15 protein-coding genes and 1 pseudogene are annotated in these 15,073 nt (G+C 72.5%); 11 read left to right on the top strand and 5 right to left on the bottom strand.

Annotation, left to right across the window (positions count from 1 at the left end):
* On the top strand, nucleotides 1-747 hold a 747-nt coding region (locus G3I42_RS32400), incomplete at its 5' end, for a hypothetical protein (protein WP_164291246.1).
* 60 nt (nucleotides 748-807) lie between these two features.
* On the opposite strand, the gene G3I42_RS32395 is transcribed toward G3I42_RS32400, so the two are convergent.
* Nucleotides 808-1,266 carry a DUF3093 domain-containing protein gene (locus G3I42_RS32395; RefSeq protein ID WP_164291245.1) on the bottom strand — a complete coding sequence of 153 codons (459 nt, stop codon included), beginning with the start codon at nucleotides 1,264-1,266 and terminating at the stop codon, nucleotides 808-810.
* Between the two features lie 155 nt (nucleotides 1,267-1,421).
* Between G3I42_RS32395 and dut the strand changes: the two genes are divergently transcribed.
* The 8 genes from dut (at nucleotide 1,422) to G3I42_RS32355 (ending at nucleotide 9,084) form a co-directional block, all read left to right on the top strand.
* Nucleotides 1,422-1,937 (top strand): dUTP diphosphatase, encoded by a 516-nt coding sequence (dut, locus tag G3I42_RS32390; RefSeq protein WP_164291244.1) that lies wholly within the window; start codon nucleotides 1,422-1,424, stop codon nucleotides 1,935-1,937.
* 1 nt (nucleotide 1,938) lies between these two features.
* Complete coding sequence (locus tag G3I42_RS32385; protein WP_164291243.1) at nucleotides 1,939-2,697, top strand: DUF3710 domain-containing protein; 759 nt, start codon at nucleotides 1,939-1,941, stop codon at nucleotides 2,695-2,697.
* A 169-nt stretch (nucleotides 2,698-2,866) separates the two neighbouring features.
* Nucleotides 2,867-3,550, top strand: a complete 684-nt coding sequence (locus G3I42_RS32380) for a TetR/AcrR family transcriptional regulator (protein ID WP_164291242.1) — start codon at nucleotides 2,867-2,869, stop codon at nucleotides 3,548-3,550.
* Nucleotides 3,547-4,341 (top strand): SDR family NAD(P)-dependent oxidoreductase, encoded by a 795-nt coding sequence (locus G3I42_RS32375; protein WP_164291241.1) that lies wholly within the window; start codon nucleotides 3,547-3,549, stop codon nucleotides 4,339-4,341. Before G3I42_RS32380 ends, G3I42_RS32375 begins: the two co-directional genes overlap by 4 nt.
* 170 nt (nucleotides 4,342-4,511) lie before the next feature.
* Complete coding sequence (locus G3I42_RS32370) at nucleotides 4,512-7,160, top strand: sensor histidine kinase KdpD (RefSeq protein ID WP_164291240.1); 2,649 nt, start codon at nucleotides 4,512-4,514, stop codon at nucleotides 7,158-7,160.
* Nucleotides 7,157-7,837 (top strand): response regulator, encoded by a 681-nt coding sequence (locus tag G3I42_RS32365; RefSeq protein WP_029397251.1) that lies wholly within the window; start codon nucleotides 7,157-7,159, stop codon nucleotides 7,835-7,837. Before G3I42_RS32370 ends, G3I42_RS32365 begins: the two co-directional genes overlap by 4 nt.
* Before the next feature lie 83 nt (nucleotides 7,838-7,920).
* Nucleotides 7,921-8,340 carry an OB-fold nucleic acid binding domain-containing protein gene (locus G3I42_RS32360; protein ID WP_203607634.1) on the top strand — a complete coding sequence of 140 codons (420 nt, stop codon included), beginning with the start codon at nucleotides 7,921-7,923 and terminating at the stop codon, nucleotides 8,338-8,340.
* Between the two features lie 3 nt (nucleotides 8,341-8,343).
* The gene (locus G3I42_RS32355) at nucleotides 8,344-9,084 is read left to right on the top strand and encodes a DUF3159 domain-containing protein (RefSeq protein ID WP_164291239.1); all 741 of its coding nucleotides are present in this window, start codon (nucleotides 8,344-8,346) and stop codon (nucleotides 9,082-9,084) included.
* A gap of 183 nt (nucleotides 9,085-9,267) precedes the next feature.
* Here G3I42_RS32355 and G3I42_RS32350 read toward each other — a convergent pair whose 3' ends face one another.
* Nucleotides 9,268-9,954, bottom strand: coding sequence for a TrkA family potassium uptake protein (locus G3I42_RS32350; protein ID WP_164291238.1), 687 nt, complete (start codon nucleotides 9,952-9,954; stop codon nucleotides 9,268-9,270).
* On the bottom strand, nucleotides 9,954-10,622 hold the full coding sequence (locus tag G3I42_RS32345; protein WP_164291237.1) for a TrkA family potassium uptake protein: 669 nt from the start codon (nucleotides 10,620-10,622) through the stop codon (nucleotides 9,954-9,956). The genes G3I42_RS32350 and G3I42_RS32345 overlap by 1 nt, the downstream gene beginning before the upstream one ends.
* 261 nt (nucleotides 10,623-10,883) lie before the next feature.
* On the opposite strand from G3I42_RS32345, the gene G3I42_RS32340 reads away from it, so the two are divergent.
* Both G3I42_RS32340 and G3I42_RS32335 read left to right on the top strand, forming a co-directional pair.
* The gene (locus G3I42_RS32340) at nucleotides 10,884-12,950 is read left to right on the top strand and encodes an APC family permease (RefSeq protein ID WP_343244721.1); all 2,067 of its coding nucleotides are present in this window, start codon (nucleotides 10,884-10,886) and stop codon (nucleotides 12,948-12,950) included.
* Nucleotides 12,951-13,043: 93 nt separating this feature from the next.
* On the top strand, nucleotides 13,044-14,387 hold the full coding sequence (locus G3I42_RS32335) for a class I SAM-dependent RNA methyltransferase (protein ID WP_164291236.1): 1,344 nt from the start codon (nucleotides 13,044-13,046) through the stop codon (nucleotides 14,385-14,387).
* A gap of 81 nt (nucleotides 14,388-14,468) precedes the next feature.
* On the opposite strand, the gene G3I42_RS38040 is transcribed toward G3I42_RS32335, so the two are convergent.
* The gene (locus G3I42_RS38040) at nucleotides 14,469-14,762 is read right to left on the bottom strand and encodes an HAD-IA family hydrolase (protein ID WP_343244722.1); all 294 of its coding nucleotides are present in this window, start codon (nucleotides 14,760-14,762) and stop codon (nucleotides 14,469-14,471) included.
* Nucleotides 14,645-15,073 (bottom strand): annotated as a pseudogene (locus G3I42_RS32330) (hypothetical protein); the annotation flags it as partial. The pseudogene G3I42_RS32330 and the gene G3I42_RS38040, both read right to left, overlap by 118 nt.

The raw sequence follows: 15,073 nt of genomic DNA, 5'->3' as shown, positions 1-15,073 counted from the left end.
GGCGAGAAGCGCGCGCGCGGCGGCAGGCTCACCACCCTGCGCTCCGGCGTGGGGCAGGGACTACGGCGCGGGCGTGACGGTGCCCGCGCGGCGGTCGGCTTCCTCGCCGACCGCATCATCGAGACCGCGCCCCGTGTGCCGGTGCGCGATCTCGCCACTCTTCGCCGCCAGTTCCCGGGCCTCGGCCCGGAGGAACTGGCCGACAAACTCGTGAGCGGCGCGGCCCGCTCGGCCTCCGCCGTCGGCGCCTCGGTCGGCGCCGCCGCGATGATGCCCGTACCGCCCGCGCTGCCGGCCGAACTCGCCGCCGAGATCACCGCGGTCGCCGCGATCGAGCTGAAGCTCGTCGCCGAACTCCACGAGGTCTACGGGCACCGCCCGCCGGGCACGCGCGCGCAGCGCAGCGCCGCCTACCTCACCGCCTGGACCCAGGAACGCGGTTTCGACTTGAGCAAACCGCTCTCGCTCACCGCCGGAGGGCTCAGCGGTCAGGCGGCACGCGAACTGCGGCAGCAGATCATGAAGCGGACGATCCGCAATCTGCCGAACCTCGTGCCGTTCATGATCGGTGCCGCCGTGGGCGCGTACATGAACCGCAGGGACACCCGGAAGCTCGCCGAGCACGTGCGGGAGGACCTGCGGGGGCGGGCGATCGCCTGGGAGCGCCTGGAGGGGCTGCCGGCGCTGGAGGCGCCGCAGGAGCCGTACCCGGGGCTGCCGGGTCCCCGCGGCGACGCCGAGTCCTGAGGGGCGGGAAGCCACCGAGGTGGCCGGGCCCCCAAAATCTTGGTCAAGCCCCCGGAGGGCTCAGGCCGCCGGGCTCGTCTCCCGTGCCGCCTCGATCGCGTCGAGGAGCCGCCGCGGCTCGCGCGTGGAGAGGTAGAGGTACGGGGTGGGGTCGGCCGGGTCCGTGACCGGGACGCGCACCGCCGTCGGGATGTAGGCGCGCAGCAGCATGAACGCCCGCGGGTCCGCCTTGTGCAGCCGCCACTCGCGCGCCGCCTCGCGGTCCAGGATCTCTCCCTCGCCCAGCGCCGTCACCGGGAGCTTCGCCTCCTCGGCGACGAGCGCGCCGCCCACGACGCGGATGCGCACCGAGCCGTACGAGCTGGTGATCACCGCCGACACGGCGGCCCCCGCGACGAGCGCGCCGAGCAGGGGCAGGGTCCCGAACGGCAGCGCCACGAGGGCGCAGACGATCCCGACCAGGACACAGACCGCCCACCACGAACGGGGCGCCGTCAGACGTTCTTCGTAAGGCTGCATGAATCCAAGCTTGGCACGGCGACCTGTGCCCCCTCGCGGCGCGGGTAGGGTCGGGCGCCGGACACCGTACGTGCGCACGTGCTGCCCGTCCGTACGGCGCAGGCGCACGGGCGGTACCCGTCCGTGCCGCCGGACAGAAGTCACCGGAGTGAACAGTGAACCCTGAGCCCCTGACCGTGCCGCTGCGGCGGCTCGACCCCGACGTGCCGCTGCCCGCCTACGGGCACCCCGGCGACGCGGGCGCCGACCTCGTGACGACCGAGGCGGCCGTGCTCGCCCCGGGCGAGCGCGCGGTCCTGCCGACGGGGATCGCGCTCGCGCTCCCCGAGGGCCACGCGGCCTTCGTGCACCCCCGCTCGGGGCTCGCGGCCCGGTGCGGGATCGCACTCGTGAATGCCCCGGGGACGGTGGACGCCGGGTACCGTGGGGAGATCAAGGTGATCGTGGTGAACCTCGATCCGCGCGAGCCCGTACGGTTCGAGCGCTTCGACCGGATCGCCCAGCTGGTGATCCAGCGCGTCGAACGGGCCACGTTCCGGGAGGTCGGCGAACTCCCCGGTTCGGTGCGGGCGGCGGGCGGTTTCGGGTCCACCGGCGGGCATGCGGCCGTGGGCGACGGCACGGGTGGGAACGGTTACGCTTCGGTCGTATCCGACCGGGAAGGACAGTGACGTGTTCGGACGTCGCAAGAACAGCGGTGCCGCGCAAGACGCGGAGAGCGAGACCGAGCAGGTCGCGGAGACGCAGGCGGCCGACGAGGACGCGGCGGTGCGCCGCAGCCTTCCGCCCGCCGCCCGGCCCGACGGGCCCTGGGACATCTCCGAGCTGCACGAGCCCGGTGAGGGGCGCGTCGACCTCGGCGGCCTCTTCGTGCCCGGAGTCGAGGGCATGGAGCTGCGGGTGGAGGTCGCGGGCGACGCGATCGTCGCCGCCACCGTCGTCCTCGGCGACAGCGCGGTACAGCTCCAGGGCTTCGCGGCCCCCAAGAACGAGGGCATCTGGGGCGAGGTGCGCGAGGAGATCGCGAGCGGCATCACCCGCCAAGGCGGCCTGATCGACGAGATCGAGGGCCCGCTCGGCTGGGAACTGCGCGCGCAGGTCCCGATCCAGCTCCCCGACGGCAAGAGCGGTCAGCAGGTCGTCCGCTTCGTCGGCGTCGACGGCCCGCGCTGGTTCCTGCGCGGGGTCATCTCCGGCCAGGGCGCGGTGCAGCCGCAGGCCGCCGGGGTCCTGGAGCAGATCGTGCGCGACACGGTCGTCGTCCGCGGCGAGGGCCCGATGGCGCCCCGCGACCCGATCGTGCTCAAGCTCCCCGAGGACGCCCAGATGGTGCCCGAGGGCGTGCAGCAGGACCGCCAGGGCTCGGGGTCCCGCTTCGGCGGCGACATGGGCCAGCTCGCCCGGGGACCGGAGATCACCGAGATCCGCTGAGCGAGCGCAGGACGCCGTACGGCCGCGTACGGCCAAGGACGAAGACGAAGGGGCCGCACTCCCACTCCGGGAGTGCGGCCCCTTCGGCGTTCCCCGGTACGCGTGAACTGCGAAAAGTCCCGACGGGACAAGTGTCCCTATGAGACAGAAGAGGAGTACGGTGGAAGGCATGAAGGCCGAGGAGACGCGGCGGGCACAGGCGCCCGCACCCGAGGACCGCAGGCGCCGCAAGGCCCTGCGGACCAGGGAGGCGCTGGCCCGCGCGGCGATGGAACTGATCCTCGAAGAGGGGCTCGACTCCGTCACCGTCGAGGCGATCGCCGAGCGCGCGGACGTCACCCGGCGCACGTTCAGCCGGTACTTCTCCGGCAAGGAGGAGGCCGCGCTCGACTTCGCGCGCGCCGACACCGAGCGCATCAACGCGGCCCTGCGCGCCCGCCCGGCGCACGAACCGCCGCTGCCCGCCTACCGCGCGGCCGTCGCCGACTGGCTCGCCGACCCCGTCTACGCCTGGCAGGACAGCCCCGGATACGCGGGGATCTTCGCGCTCATCGACAGCGAACCCACCATGTTCGCCGCCTTCGAACGGGTACGCGTCGCCGCCCAGCACGAGTCGGTCCGCATCCTCGCGGCACGCCTCGGCGTCGACCCCGAGCGCGATCCGCGCCCGGCGGCCGTCGTCGGCGCGGCCGCGGGTGTCCTCCTCGCGGCCCTCCGGCTCTGGGCCCGCGGCGGCAACGAGGCGGGCGAGGACCGCCCCGCCCTCGTCGACCGCGTCTACGCGACCCTCGTCACCGAGGCGGGCCGGGTCCCGGTCCCGCCGCAGCACAGCACGGAAAGCGACATTCCATGAGCACCAACGACACCAGCAGCACCGGCACGAGCCCCGTCGACACCACCGAGTTCGCCGGCAAGACCGCCTTCGTCACGGGCGGCGCCTCCGGCATCGGCCTCGCCACCGCCCAGCGCCTCGGGCGCGGCGGCGCGAAGGTCGTCGTCGCCGACTACAACAAGGACGGCGCCGAGGCGGCCGTCGCCGCGCTGAAGAAGGAGGGCGTGGAGGCCGCCGCCGTCGCGGTCGACGTCACCGACGCCGCGTCCGTCGAGGCGGCCGTCGACTTCGCCGTGAAGACCTTCGGCGGCCTCGACCTCGCCGTCAACAACGCGGGCATCAGCGGCGAGAGCTCCCCGACCGGCGAGTACTCCATCGGCAACTGGGACCGCGTCATCGCCACCAACCTCAGTGGCGTCTTCTACGGCATGCGCTACCAGATCCCGGTCATGGCCGCCGCGGGCAAGGGCGCGATCGTCAACACCGCCTCCATCCTCGGCTCCGTCGGCTTCCCGAACGCCGTCGCCTACTCCTCCGCGAAGCACGGCGTCATCGGCCTCACCAAGACCGCCGCCATGGAGTACGCGACGCAGGGCATCCGCATCAACGCGGTCGGCCCCGGCTTCATCGAGACGCCGCTCCTGAAGGACATGGACGAGGCCGCCCACGAGGGCCTCGTCTCGCTCCACCCGGCCGGCCGCCTCGGCACGGCCGAGGAGGTCGCGGAGGTCATCGCCTTCCTCCTCTCCGACCGCGCGTCCTTCGTCATGGGCAGCTACCACCTGGTGGACGGCGGCTACACGGCGCGCTGAGCAACCCCTGGCCGGAGGGGCGATTCCCAGCCCCTCCGGCGTGTGAGGAGCGGAGGCCGGGGCGGAGTCCCGGGAAGGCCACGAGGCGAAGGCGTCAGAGTCCCGTCAAGGTCGCCCCCGCAAACCCGGCCAGGGCGACAGCTCCGCCCGCCACCACGGACAATGCAGATATGGCCCGCGGCAAACTCCGTATCTACCTCGGCTCCGCCCCCGGCGTCGGCAAGACCTACGCCATGCTCGCGGAGGCCCACCGCCGCCTGGAGCGCGGCACCGACGTCGTCGTCGGCTACGTCGAGCACCACGCCCGGCCCCGTACCGAAGTGCTCCTCACCGGCCTCGAAGAGCTGCCCCGCGCCCACCACACGCACCGTGACGCCGAGTTCACCGAGATGGACGTCGACGCGGTCCTGCGCCGCGCCCCCGCCGTCGTACTCGTCGACGAACTCGCCCACACCAACGTCCCGGGCGCCCGCAACGCCAAGCGCTGGCAGGACGTCGAAGAGCTGCTCGCCGCCGGGATCGACGTCGTCTCGACCGTCAACATCCAGCACCTCGAATCGCTCGGCGACGTGGTCGAGTCGATCACCGGCGTCACCCAGCGCGAGACCGTGCCCGACGAGGTCGTGCGCCGCGCGGACCAGATCGAGCTCGTCGACATGTCGCCCCAGGCGCTGCGCCGCCGCCTCGCGCACGGCAACGTCTACGCCCCCGACAAGGTCGACGCGGCCCTCGCCAACTACTTCCGCCCCGGCAACCTCACCGCGCTGCGCGAGCTGGCCCTGCTGTGGACCGCCGACCGCGTCGACGAGTACCTCCAGCAGTACCGGGGCGAGCACAACATCGAGTCGACCTGGCAGGCCCGCGAACGCATCGTCGTCGGCATCACGGGCGGCCCCGAGGGGCGCACCCTCATCCGCCGTGCCGCGCGCATGGCGGCCAAGGGCTCGGGCAGCGAGATCCTCGCCGTCTACATCGCGCGCAGCGACGGCCTCACCGCCGCGAGCCCCAAGGAGCTGGCCGTCCAGCGCACGCTGGTCGAGGACCTCGGCGGCACCTTCCACCACGTGATAGGCGACGACATACCGGCCGCGCTGCTCGACTTCGCGAAGGGCGTCAACGCCACCCAGATCGTCCTCGGCTCCTCGCGCCGCCGCAGCTGGCAGTACGCGCTCGGGCCCGGCGTCGGCATGACGGTCGCCCGCGAGTCGGGCCCCGACCTCGACGTGCACATCGTCACGCACGAGGCGGCGGCGAAGGGCCGCGGCCTGCCGGTCGCGCGCGGCGCCCGCCTCGGCCGCTCCCGCATCCTCACCGGCTGGCTCGTCGGCGTCGGCGGGCCCGTCCTCCTCGCCCTCGTGCTGCGCTCGCTCGACGAGGGCCCTGGACTCGCCAACGACGTCCTTCTCTTCCTCTTCCTCACCGTGGGCGCCGCCCTCCTCGGCGGCCTCGTCCCCGCGCTCGCCTCGGCGGCCGTCGGCTCCCTGCTGCTGAACTTCTGGTTCACGCCGCCGACGCACACGTTCACCATCAGCGACCCCTCGAACATCGTCGCGATCGTCATCTTCTTCTCGGTCGCGGTCGCGGTCGCCTCCGTCGTGGACCTCGCGGCCCGCCGCACCCACCAGGCGGCCCGCCTGCGCGCCGAGTCGGAGATCCTCTCCTTCCTGGCGGGGGACGTGCTACGGGGCGAGACGACGCTCGGCGCGCTCCTCGACCGCGTCCGCGAGACGTTCGCGATGCACTCGGTGGCCCTCCTGGAGCGCGAGGGCGACCGCGAGCCGTGGACGCAGGCGGGGAGCGTGGGCCCGGAGCCCGCCGCGCGCCCCGAGGACGCCGACGTCGACATGCCCGTGGGCGACCACATGGCGCTCGCCCTCTCCGGCCGTGTCCTGCCCGCCGCCGACCGCAGGGTCCTCGCCGCCTTCGCCGCGCAGTCGGCCGTCGTCCTGGACCGCGAGCGCCTTCAGCGGCAGGCCCGCCAGGCCCGCACCCTCGCCGAGGGCAACCGCATCCGCACCGCACTGCTCGCCGCCGTCAGCCACGACCTGCGCACGCCGCTCGCCGCGATCAAGGCCGCGGTGACCTCGCTGCGCGCCGAGGACGTCGCGTGGTCCGAGGAGGACCGCGACGCCCTCCAGGAGGCCATCGAGAACGGCGCCGACCGGCTCGACCACCTCGTCGGCAACCTGCTCGACATGTCCCGCCTCCAGACCGGCACCGTGGCCCCGCTCATCCGCGAGATCGACCTGGACGAGGTCGTCCCGATGGCCCTCGGCGGCCTGCCCCCCGACGCCCTCGTGGACCTCGACGTGCCCGAGACGCTGCCGATGGTCGCCGTCGACGCGGGACTCCTGGAGCGCGCGGTCGGCAACGTGGTCGAGAACGCCGTGAAGTACAGCCCGCCCCGCACCCCCGTCCTCGTCGCCGCGAGCACCCTCGGCGACCGCGTCGAACTCCGCGTGGTCGACCGCGGCCCCGGCGTCCCGGACGAGGCCAAGGACCGCATCTTCGAGCCCTTCCAGCGCCACGGCGACGCCCCGCGCGGCTCGGGCGTCGGCCTCGGCCTCGCCGTCGCCCGCGGCTTCACCGAGGCGCTCGGCGGCACCCTCTCCGCCGAGGACACCCCGGGCGGCGGCCTCACGATGGTCCTCACCCTGCCGGTGGCGGCCCGGCGCCGCCCCAAGGAGCACGACGGCTCCGGGCCGGGCGAGGGCGGCTCCGGCCTGCCGCCCCGGCCCCCCGCGAACCCCGCGTCCCCCGTATCCTCCGCGAACCCCGCATCCCCCTCCTCGCCCGACAGAAAGGCGGCTCGTTCATGACCCGCGTGCTGGTGGTGGACGACGAGCCGCAGATCGTCCGCGCGCTCGTGATCAACCTCAGGGCGCGCCACTACGAGGTGGACGCCGCCGCCGACGGCGCCGCGGCCCTCCAGCTCGCGGCGGCCCGCCACCCCGATGTCGTCGTGCTCGACCTCGGGCTGCCCGACATGGACGGCGTCGAGGTGATCCGCGGGCTGCGCGGCTGGACCCGTGTACCGATCCTCGTGCTCTCCGCACGGCACAGCTCCGACGAGAAGGTCGAGGCGCTCGACGCGGGCGCCGACGACTACGTCACCAAGCCCTTCGGCATGGACGAGCTGCTCGCCCGCCTCCGCGCCGCCGTGCGCCGCGCGGAGCCCGCCGGGGGAGAGGGCGAGATCGTCGTCGAGACGGAGAACTTCCACGTCGACCTCGCCGCGAAGAAGGTGCGGCGCGAGGGCCGCGACATCCGCCTCACGCCCACCGAATGGCACCTCCTGGAGGTCCTGGTGCGCAACGCGGGGCGCCTGGTGGGGCAGAAACAGCTGCTCCAGGAGGTCTGGGGACCCTCGTACGGGACCGAGACGAACTACCTCCGCGTGTACATGGCACAGTTGCGGAGGAAACTGGAGAAGGACCCCGCCCACCCCCGGCACTTCCTCACCGAGCCGGGCATGGGGTACCGGTTCGAGAAGTGACTCCCGGGTTCGTGACCTGAGCGCGGGGAAGAAGAGCAAGCATGGGGGACACCCCTCCCCCCGTCCCCGATAGGCTGCGCATCATGAGCGGAACTCCCAGGCCGGGCAGGCCGGAGAAGGCGGAACGACCGGCGGGTCGGCTGCGCCGCATGCTGGACCGCCTCTCCACGCCGCAGGAGGAACTGGAGTCCGAAGAACTTCAGGAGGACGCCCAGACGACCACGGGCTGTACGCGTATCGCCGCGACCGGCGACCGGCAGCTCGTCACGGTAACTGGTACCTTGCGCACGGTCACCCTGCAGCCGCGCGCCGGGGTCCCGGCCCTGGAGGCCGAACTCTTCGACGGCACGGCCCCACTCGACGTCGTATGGCTCGGCAGGCGCTCCATCACGGGGATAGAACCGGGGCGCAAGCTGATCGCCTCGGGCCGGGTCTGCATGAATCATGGCCGTAGGGTGCTGTTCAACCCGAAGTACGAACTCAAGCCCCTCGGACGGGAGTAACCGGTGACGTCCCTCGACAAGCCGACCAGCCACCGGAAGCAGGACGGACCACCGGGCGCGACGGCCCAGGAAGCGGCCGACCGGGCCGTGACCGAGGCCGCGCTGCTCGAAGCCTTCGGCGGCCTGCGCGGCATGATCGAAACGGTCGTCCCCGGGCTGCTCTTCGTCACGATCTTCACGATCGACAAGGACCTGAAGGTCTCCGCCTTCTCGGCGCTCGGCGTCTCGATCGTCCTCGGGCTCGCGCGGCTCGTGCAGCGCGGGACCATCAAGCACGCCTTCTCGGGCGTCTTCGGCGTCGGCTTCGGCGTCCTCTTCGCGATGTTCACGGGCAACGCGAAGGACTTCTACCTGCCGGGCATGATCTACACCTTCGGGCTGGCGCTCGCGTACATCCTCACGACGCTCGCCGGTGTCCCGCTGATCGGCCTCATCCTGGGCCCGATCTTCAAGGAGAACCTCTCCTGGCGCACCCGCAACCCCGGCCGCAAGAAGGCGTACGCGCGCTCCAGCTGGGCCTGGGGCCTGATCCTCCTCCTGAAGTGCGCGATCCTCTTCCCGCTCTACTGGTGGGGGAACACGACCTCGCTGGGCTGGGTCCTCGTCGCCCTCAAGATCCCCCCCTTCCTCCTCGCGGTCTGGCTCACCTGGATCTTCCTCGCGAAGGCCCCACCGCCGATCGACGTCTTCGCGGAGATGGAGGCCGAGGAAGCGGAACGGGCGAAGAAGCCAGAGGCCGAATAACCCGGGCCACCTTCCAGTCCCTCCGGCGCACGAGGAGCGGGGCCCGAAAATTCTGGCCGTGCGGCGCTTGAGGAGTGGGGCCCGAAAATCAAGCCCCTCCGGCGTTTGAGGAGCGGGGTCCGGGGCGGAGCCCCGAATCCGGGGGCCCGGGGGCAGCGCCCCCGGAACCCCGGCGGGCGCCCACTACTCGCGAGAAACGTCTGCCCCGGACTCCCGCCCCGAAAGAAGCGTTTCGAGCTGCTCCTCCCGCGACTGCGCCGCCACGAAGAGCAGTTCGTCCCCCGCCTCCAGATGATCCTCGACGGTCGGCGCCAGCACCCGCGTCCCCCGGATGATCGTCACGAGCGACGTGTCCTCGGGCCACCGCACCTCCCCGACCCGTGTCCCCGCCAGCTCCGACTCCGGCGGCAGAGTCAGCTCCACGAGGTTCGCGTCCCCGTGGCTGAAGCGCAGCAGCCGTACGAGATCGCCGACGCTCACCGCCTCCTCGACCAGGGCCGACATCAGGCGCGGCGTCGAGACGGCGACGTCCACGCCCCAGGACTCGTTGAAGAGCCACTCGTTCTTCGGGTTGTTGACGCGCGCGACCACGCGCGGCACCGCGTACTCCGTCTTGGCGAGCAGCGAGACCACGAGGTTGACCTTGTCGTCACCCGTCGCGGCGATCACGACGTTGCAGCGCTGCAGCGCCGCCTCGTCGAGCGAGGTGATCTCGCAGGCGTCCGCCAGCAGCCACTCGGCGCGCGGCACCCGCTCCACCGAGATCGCGGTGGGCGTCTTGTCGATGAGCAGGACCTCGTGCCCGTTCTCCAGGAGTTCCCCGGCGATGGAACGGCCCACGGCCCCGGCCCCGGCGATGGCGATCCTCATCACTGACCGCCTTCCTGCGGACCCTCGGCGAAGGCCGCCTCGACCCGCTCCACGTCGTCGCTGCGCATCATCACGTGCACGAGGTCCCCGTCCTGCACCACCGTCTGCGAGGTCGGCAGCATCGCCTCGCCGAGCCGCGTGAGGAACGCGACCCGTACCCCGGTCTCCTCCTGGAGCCGGCTCACCTTCTGCCCGATCCACGCCTCGGTCGCGTACACCTCGGCGAGTTCCACCGCGCCGGTCGGATCGCGCCACAGCGGCTCCGCGCCGGAGGGCAGCAGACGCCGCAGCATCTGGTCGGCCGTCCACCGCACCGTCGCGACGGTCGGGATGCCGAGCCGCTGGTAGACCTCGGCGCGGCGCGGGTCGTAGATACGGGCGGCGACGTGCTCGATGCCGAACATCTCGCGGGCGACGCGCGCCGCGATGATGTTCGAGTTGTCGCCGCTGCTCACGGCGGCGAAGGCGCCCGCCTCCTCGATGCCCGCCTCGCGAAGGGTGTCCTGGTCGAAGCCGATGCCGGTCACCCGCCGCCCGCCGAACCCTGAGCCGAGACGGCGGAAGGCGGTGGGGTCGCGGTCGACGACGGCGACCGTGTGCCCCTGCTGCTCCAAGGTCTGCGCGAGAGCGGAACCCACTCTCCCGCAGCCCATAATGACGATGTGCACGACCGTCCTTCCGGCTGAATCGACTCGGGCGGCCCTCGCGGGCCGGTCCGGGGAGCCTCCCCGCCGTGCGGACGGGCCGGCCCGCGATTTCCGGACAAGGGGCCAAGCTACACACGTCCCGCGGCGGGTACGTATCCGCCCGCCCACCGGACCCGTGTCGCGTCAAGGCCGCGTCAAAGTTCGCGCGTAAGCGTTAGGACTTCGCAAGGACGGGGGGTGGGAGGTGGGTGTGCGCCTGTTCGAGCCCTTAGGATCGCCGCCGTGTCCAAATTGACCGACGTGCCCAAACGGCTCCTTATCGGGCGCGCACTGCGCAGTGACAGGCTCGGCGAGACCCTGCTGCCCAAGCGCATCGCTCTTCCCGTCTTCGCCTCCGACCCGCTCTCCTCCGTGGCGTACGCGCCCGGCGAGGTGCTGCTGGTGCTCTCGGTGGCGGGCGTGTCGGCCTACCACTTCAGTCCCTGGATCGCGGCGGCCGTGGTCCTCCTCATGTTCACGGTGGTCGCCTCGTACCGCCAGAACGTCCACGCGTACCCGAGCGGCGGCGGCGATTACGAGGTCGCCACGACGAACCTCGGCCCCCGCGCGGGCCTCACCGTCGCGAGCGCCCTGCTCGTCGACTACGTGATGACCGTCGCCGTCTCCGTCTCCTCCGGCGTCGAGAACCTCGGCTCGGCGATCCCGTTCGTCGTCGAGCACAAGGTGCTGTGCGCGCTCGTCGTCGTGTTCCTCCTCACTGTCATGAACCTGCGAGGTGTACGGGAGTCGGGCAAGCTCTTCGCGATCCCGACGTACATCTTCGTCGGCGGCGTCTTCCTCATGATCGTCTGGGGCATCGTCCGCGGCGTCTTCATGGGCGAGGACCTGAGCGCGCCGACCGCCGACTACACGATCAAGGCCGAGCACAAGGGCATCGCCGGTTTCGCCCTCGTCTTCCTCCTCCTGCGCGCCTTCTCCTCCGGCTGCGCCGCGCTCACCGGCGTCGAGGCGATCAGCAACGGGGTCCCCGCCTTCCGCAAGCCGAAGAGCAAGAACGCCGCCGCCACCCTCGCCCTCATGGGCCTGCTCGCGGTCACGATGTTCTGCGGGATCATCGGGCTCGCGATGGCCTCGCACGTACGGATGGCGGAGAACCCGGCCGCCGACCTGCTGCACCACGGCGTCCCCGTGGGCGGCGGCTTCGTGCAGGACCCGGTCATCACGCAGGTCGCCTCGGCCGTCTTCGGCAACGGCACGTTCTTCTTCGTCGTGCTCGCCGCGGCGACGGCGCTCGTCCTCTTCCTCGCCGCGAACACCGCGTACAACGGCTTCCCGCTGCTCGGCTCGATCCTCGCCCAGGACCGCTACCTGCCGCGCCAGCTCCACACCCGCGGCGACCGGCTCGCCTTCTCCAACGGCATCGTCCTCCTCGCGGGCGCCGCGGCCCTGCTCCTCGCGATCTACGGAGCCGACTCGACCCGCCTGATCCAGCTCTACATCGTCGGGGTCTTCGTCTCCTTCACGCTCAGCCAGACCGGCATGGTGCGGCACTGGAACCGTCTCCTGGCCACCGAGCGCGATGAGGCCGCGCGCCGCCGGATGCACCGCGCGCGCGGCATCAACGCCTTCGGCGCCTGCCTCACCGGCATCGTCCTCGTCGTCGTGCTCATCACGAAGTTCACGCACGGCGCCTGGGTCGCGGTCCTCGGCATGGTCATCTTCTACGGAACGATGACCGCGATCCGCAAGCACTACGACCGCATCAGCGAGGAGATCGCCCTGCCCGCGCCGGGCACCGAGGACACCGAGGACGTGCTGCGCCCCTCGCGCGTGCACAGCGTCGTCCTCGTCTCGCGCCTCAGCCGGCCGACGATACGAGCCCTCTCCTACGCCCGCCTCATGCGCGCCGACTCCCTCGAAGCCCTCACCGTCGGTGTCGACCCGAGCGAGACGAAGGCCCTGCGCGCCGAGTGGGAACAGCGCGGTATCGAGATCCCCCTCAAGATCCTCGACTCCCCGTACCGCGAGATCACCCGCCCCGTCATCGGGTACGTGAAGCGGCTGCGCAAGGAGAACCCGCGCGACGTCGTGAGCGTGATCATCCCCGAGTACGTCGTCGGCCACTGGTACGAACACCTGCTCCACAACCAGAGCGCCCTGCGTCTCAAGGGCCGCCTGCTCTTCACCCCCGGCGTCATGGTCACCTCGGTCCCGTACCAGCTCGAATCCTCCGAGGCCGCCAAGCGCCGCGTGCGCCGCCGCCAGAACTGGTCCGCGCCCGGCGCCGTGCGCCGCGGCCCGGTCGAGCGCAGGACGAAGGAGCCGGCGGGAGCGAAGCCCAAGGACTGAGGGGCGGTCCGTCGGCGCGCGGCGGCCCCGTAGACTGGAAGGCTGTTGCCCTCGGCGATCCGCACCCCCCCTTTGTTCAGGAGCCCCCTCCCCATGCAGGCAGAACCGAAGAAACCGCAGTCCGGGGCCTCCCTGGTGGGTCAGGAGTACGAGGTCGAGGTCGGTCCCGTCGCGCACGGCGGGCACTGCGTCGCCCGTACCGAGGAGGGCCGCGTCCTGTTCGTACGGCACACGCTGCCGGGCGAGCGCGTCGTCGCGCGCGTCACGGACGGCGCCGAGGACTCCCGCTTCCTGCGCGCCGACGCCGTCGAGATCCTCGACGCCTCGAAGGACCGCGTCGAGGCCCCGTGCCCCTTCGCCGGGCCGGGGCGCTGCGGCGGCTGCGACTGGCAGCACGCGAAGCCGGGCGCGCAGCGCCGTCTCAAGGCCGACGTCCTGCGCGAGCAGCTCGAACGCCTCGCCGGGCTCACGCCCGAGCAGGCCAACTGGGACGGCACCGTCCTCCCGGCCGAGGGCGACAAGCTCCCGGCGGGCGAGGTGCCCGCGTGGCGCACCCGCGTCCAGTACGCGATCGACGAGGACGGCCGCGCGGGCCTGCGCCGCCACCGCTCCCACGAGGTGGAGCCCATCGACCGCTGCCTCATCGCGGCCGAGGGCGTCAGCGAACTCGGCATCGAGTCGCGCGACTGGAGCGGCATGGACACGGTCGAGGCGATCGCCGCGACCGGCTCCCAGGACCGCCAGGTCATCCTCACCCCGCGTCCCGGCGCCCGCCTGCCCCTCGTCCAACTCGACAAGCCCGTCTCGGTGCTGCGCGTGGACGAGAAGGACGGCGGCGTCCACCGCGTCCACGGCCGCGCTTTCGTCCGCGAGCGCGCCGACGAGCACACCTGGCGCGTCGGCAACGGCGGCTTCTGGCAGGTCCACCCGAAGGCGGCGGACACGCTGGTGCGCGCCGCGATGCAGGGCCTCACGCCGCGCAAGGGCGAGACGGCCCTGGACCTGTACTGCGGCGTCGGCCTCTTCGCCGGAGCGCTGGCCGACCGCGTCGGCGAGAAGGGCGCGGTCCTCGGCATCGAGACCTCCAAGCGCGCCGTCGAGGACGCCCGCCACAACCTCGCCGACTACCCCCGCGTCCGCATCGAACAGGGCAAGGTCGACCAGGTCCTGCCCCGCACCGGCATCACCGAGGCCGACCTGATCGTCCTCGACCCCCCACGCGCGGGCGCCGGTAAATCCACCGTCCGCCACCTCACCACCCTCACCCCCCGCCGCATCGCCTACATCGCCTGCGACCCCGCCGCCCTGGCCCGCGACCTGAAGCACTTCGCGGAGAACGGGTACCGGGTACGGGTCCTGAGGGCGTTCGACTTGTTCCCGATGACGCAGCACTTCGAGGGCGTGGCGATCCTGGAACCGGTCGAGAAGGGGCGCTGAGCCGGGGCTCCGGCCGCTCTCCTGCCGACCCGGCCCGGCCCCTCGCGTGCGGAGGAGGCAGGGGCGGAGGGGCGCCCGTTGTCAGAGGGCGCCTGCGACGGCGGGGCAGTGGGCGAGGAGGTCGGCGGGGGTTGTGAGGACGGCGTCGGGGTGGGTGGCGAGGAGGGCCCCGGCGGAGGACTCGCCCCACAGGGCCGCCACGGCCATGACGCCGGCGGAGCGGGCGGCGGCGATGTCGGTGGTGGCGTCGCCGATCATCATGGCCTCCTCCGGCGCGGCGCCGAGCAGTTCGAGGGCGCGCAGGACGATGTCGGGGGCGGGCTTGGCCCGGGCCACCTCGTCGGAACCGAGGACGTGGTCGAAGCAGGGGAGGATGCCGAGCGCGTCCAGGAGGTGGCGTGGGACTGCCCGAGGAAGTCGGCCGAGACCGAGCCGAGTACCCGCGTGTAGTGCGCGGCAGGGCCGAGCAGCGGGCCGACCGTGTCGAGCAGGTGCCAGCCGAGATCCACGAGGGCACCGCCGCCGGAGAGGGCGCCGCGGGTGAACCAGCCGCCCGCGTCCGGTACCCCCTTGGCCCGTACCCACGTCGCCTCGATGTGCCGGATCTCGCCGGCCTCGCGTGCCACGGCGGCGCTCAGCGCGGAGATGTCGGCGCGGTGGCGGGCCGCGCTGCCCGCCAGGAGCGG

This window comes from Streptomyces sp. SID11385 (assembly GCF_010548245.1).
Classification (GTDB): domain Bacteria; phylum Actinomycetota; class Actinomycetes; order Streptomycetales; family Streptomycetaceae; genus Streptomyces.
Note: the sequence above shows the minus strand (reverse complement) of the source record. Positions and strands in the feature narration are given on the sequence as shown.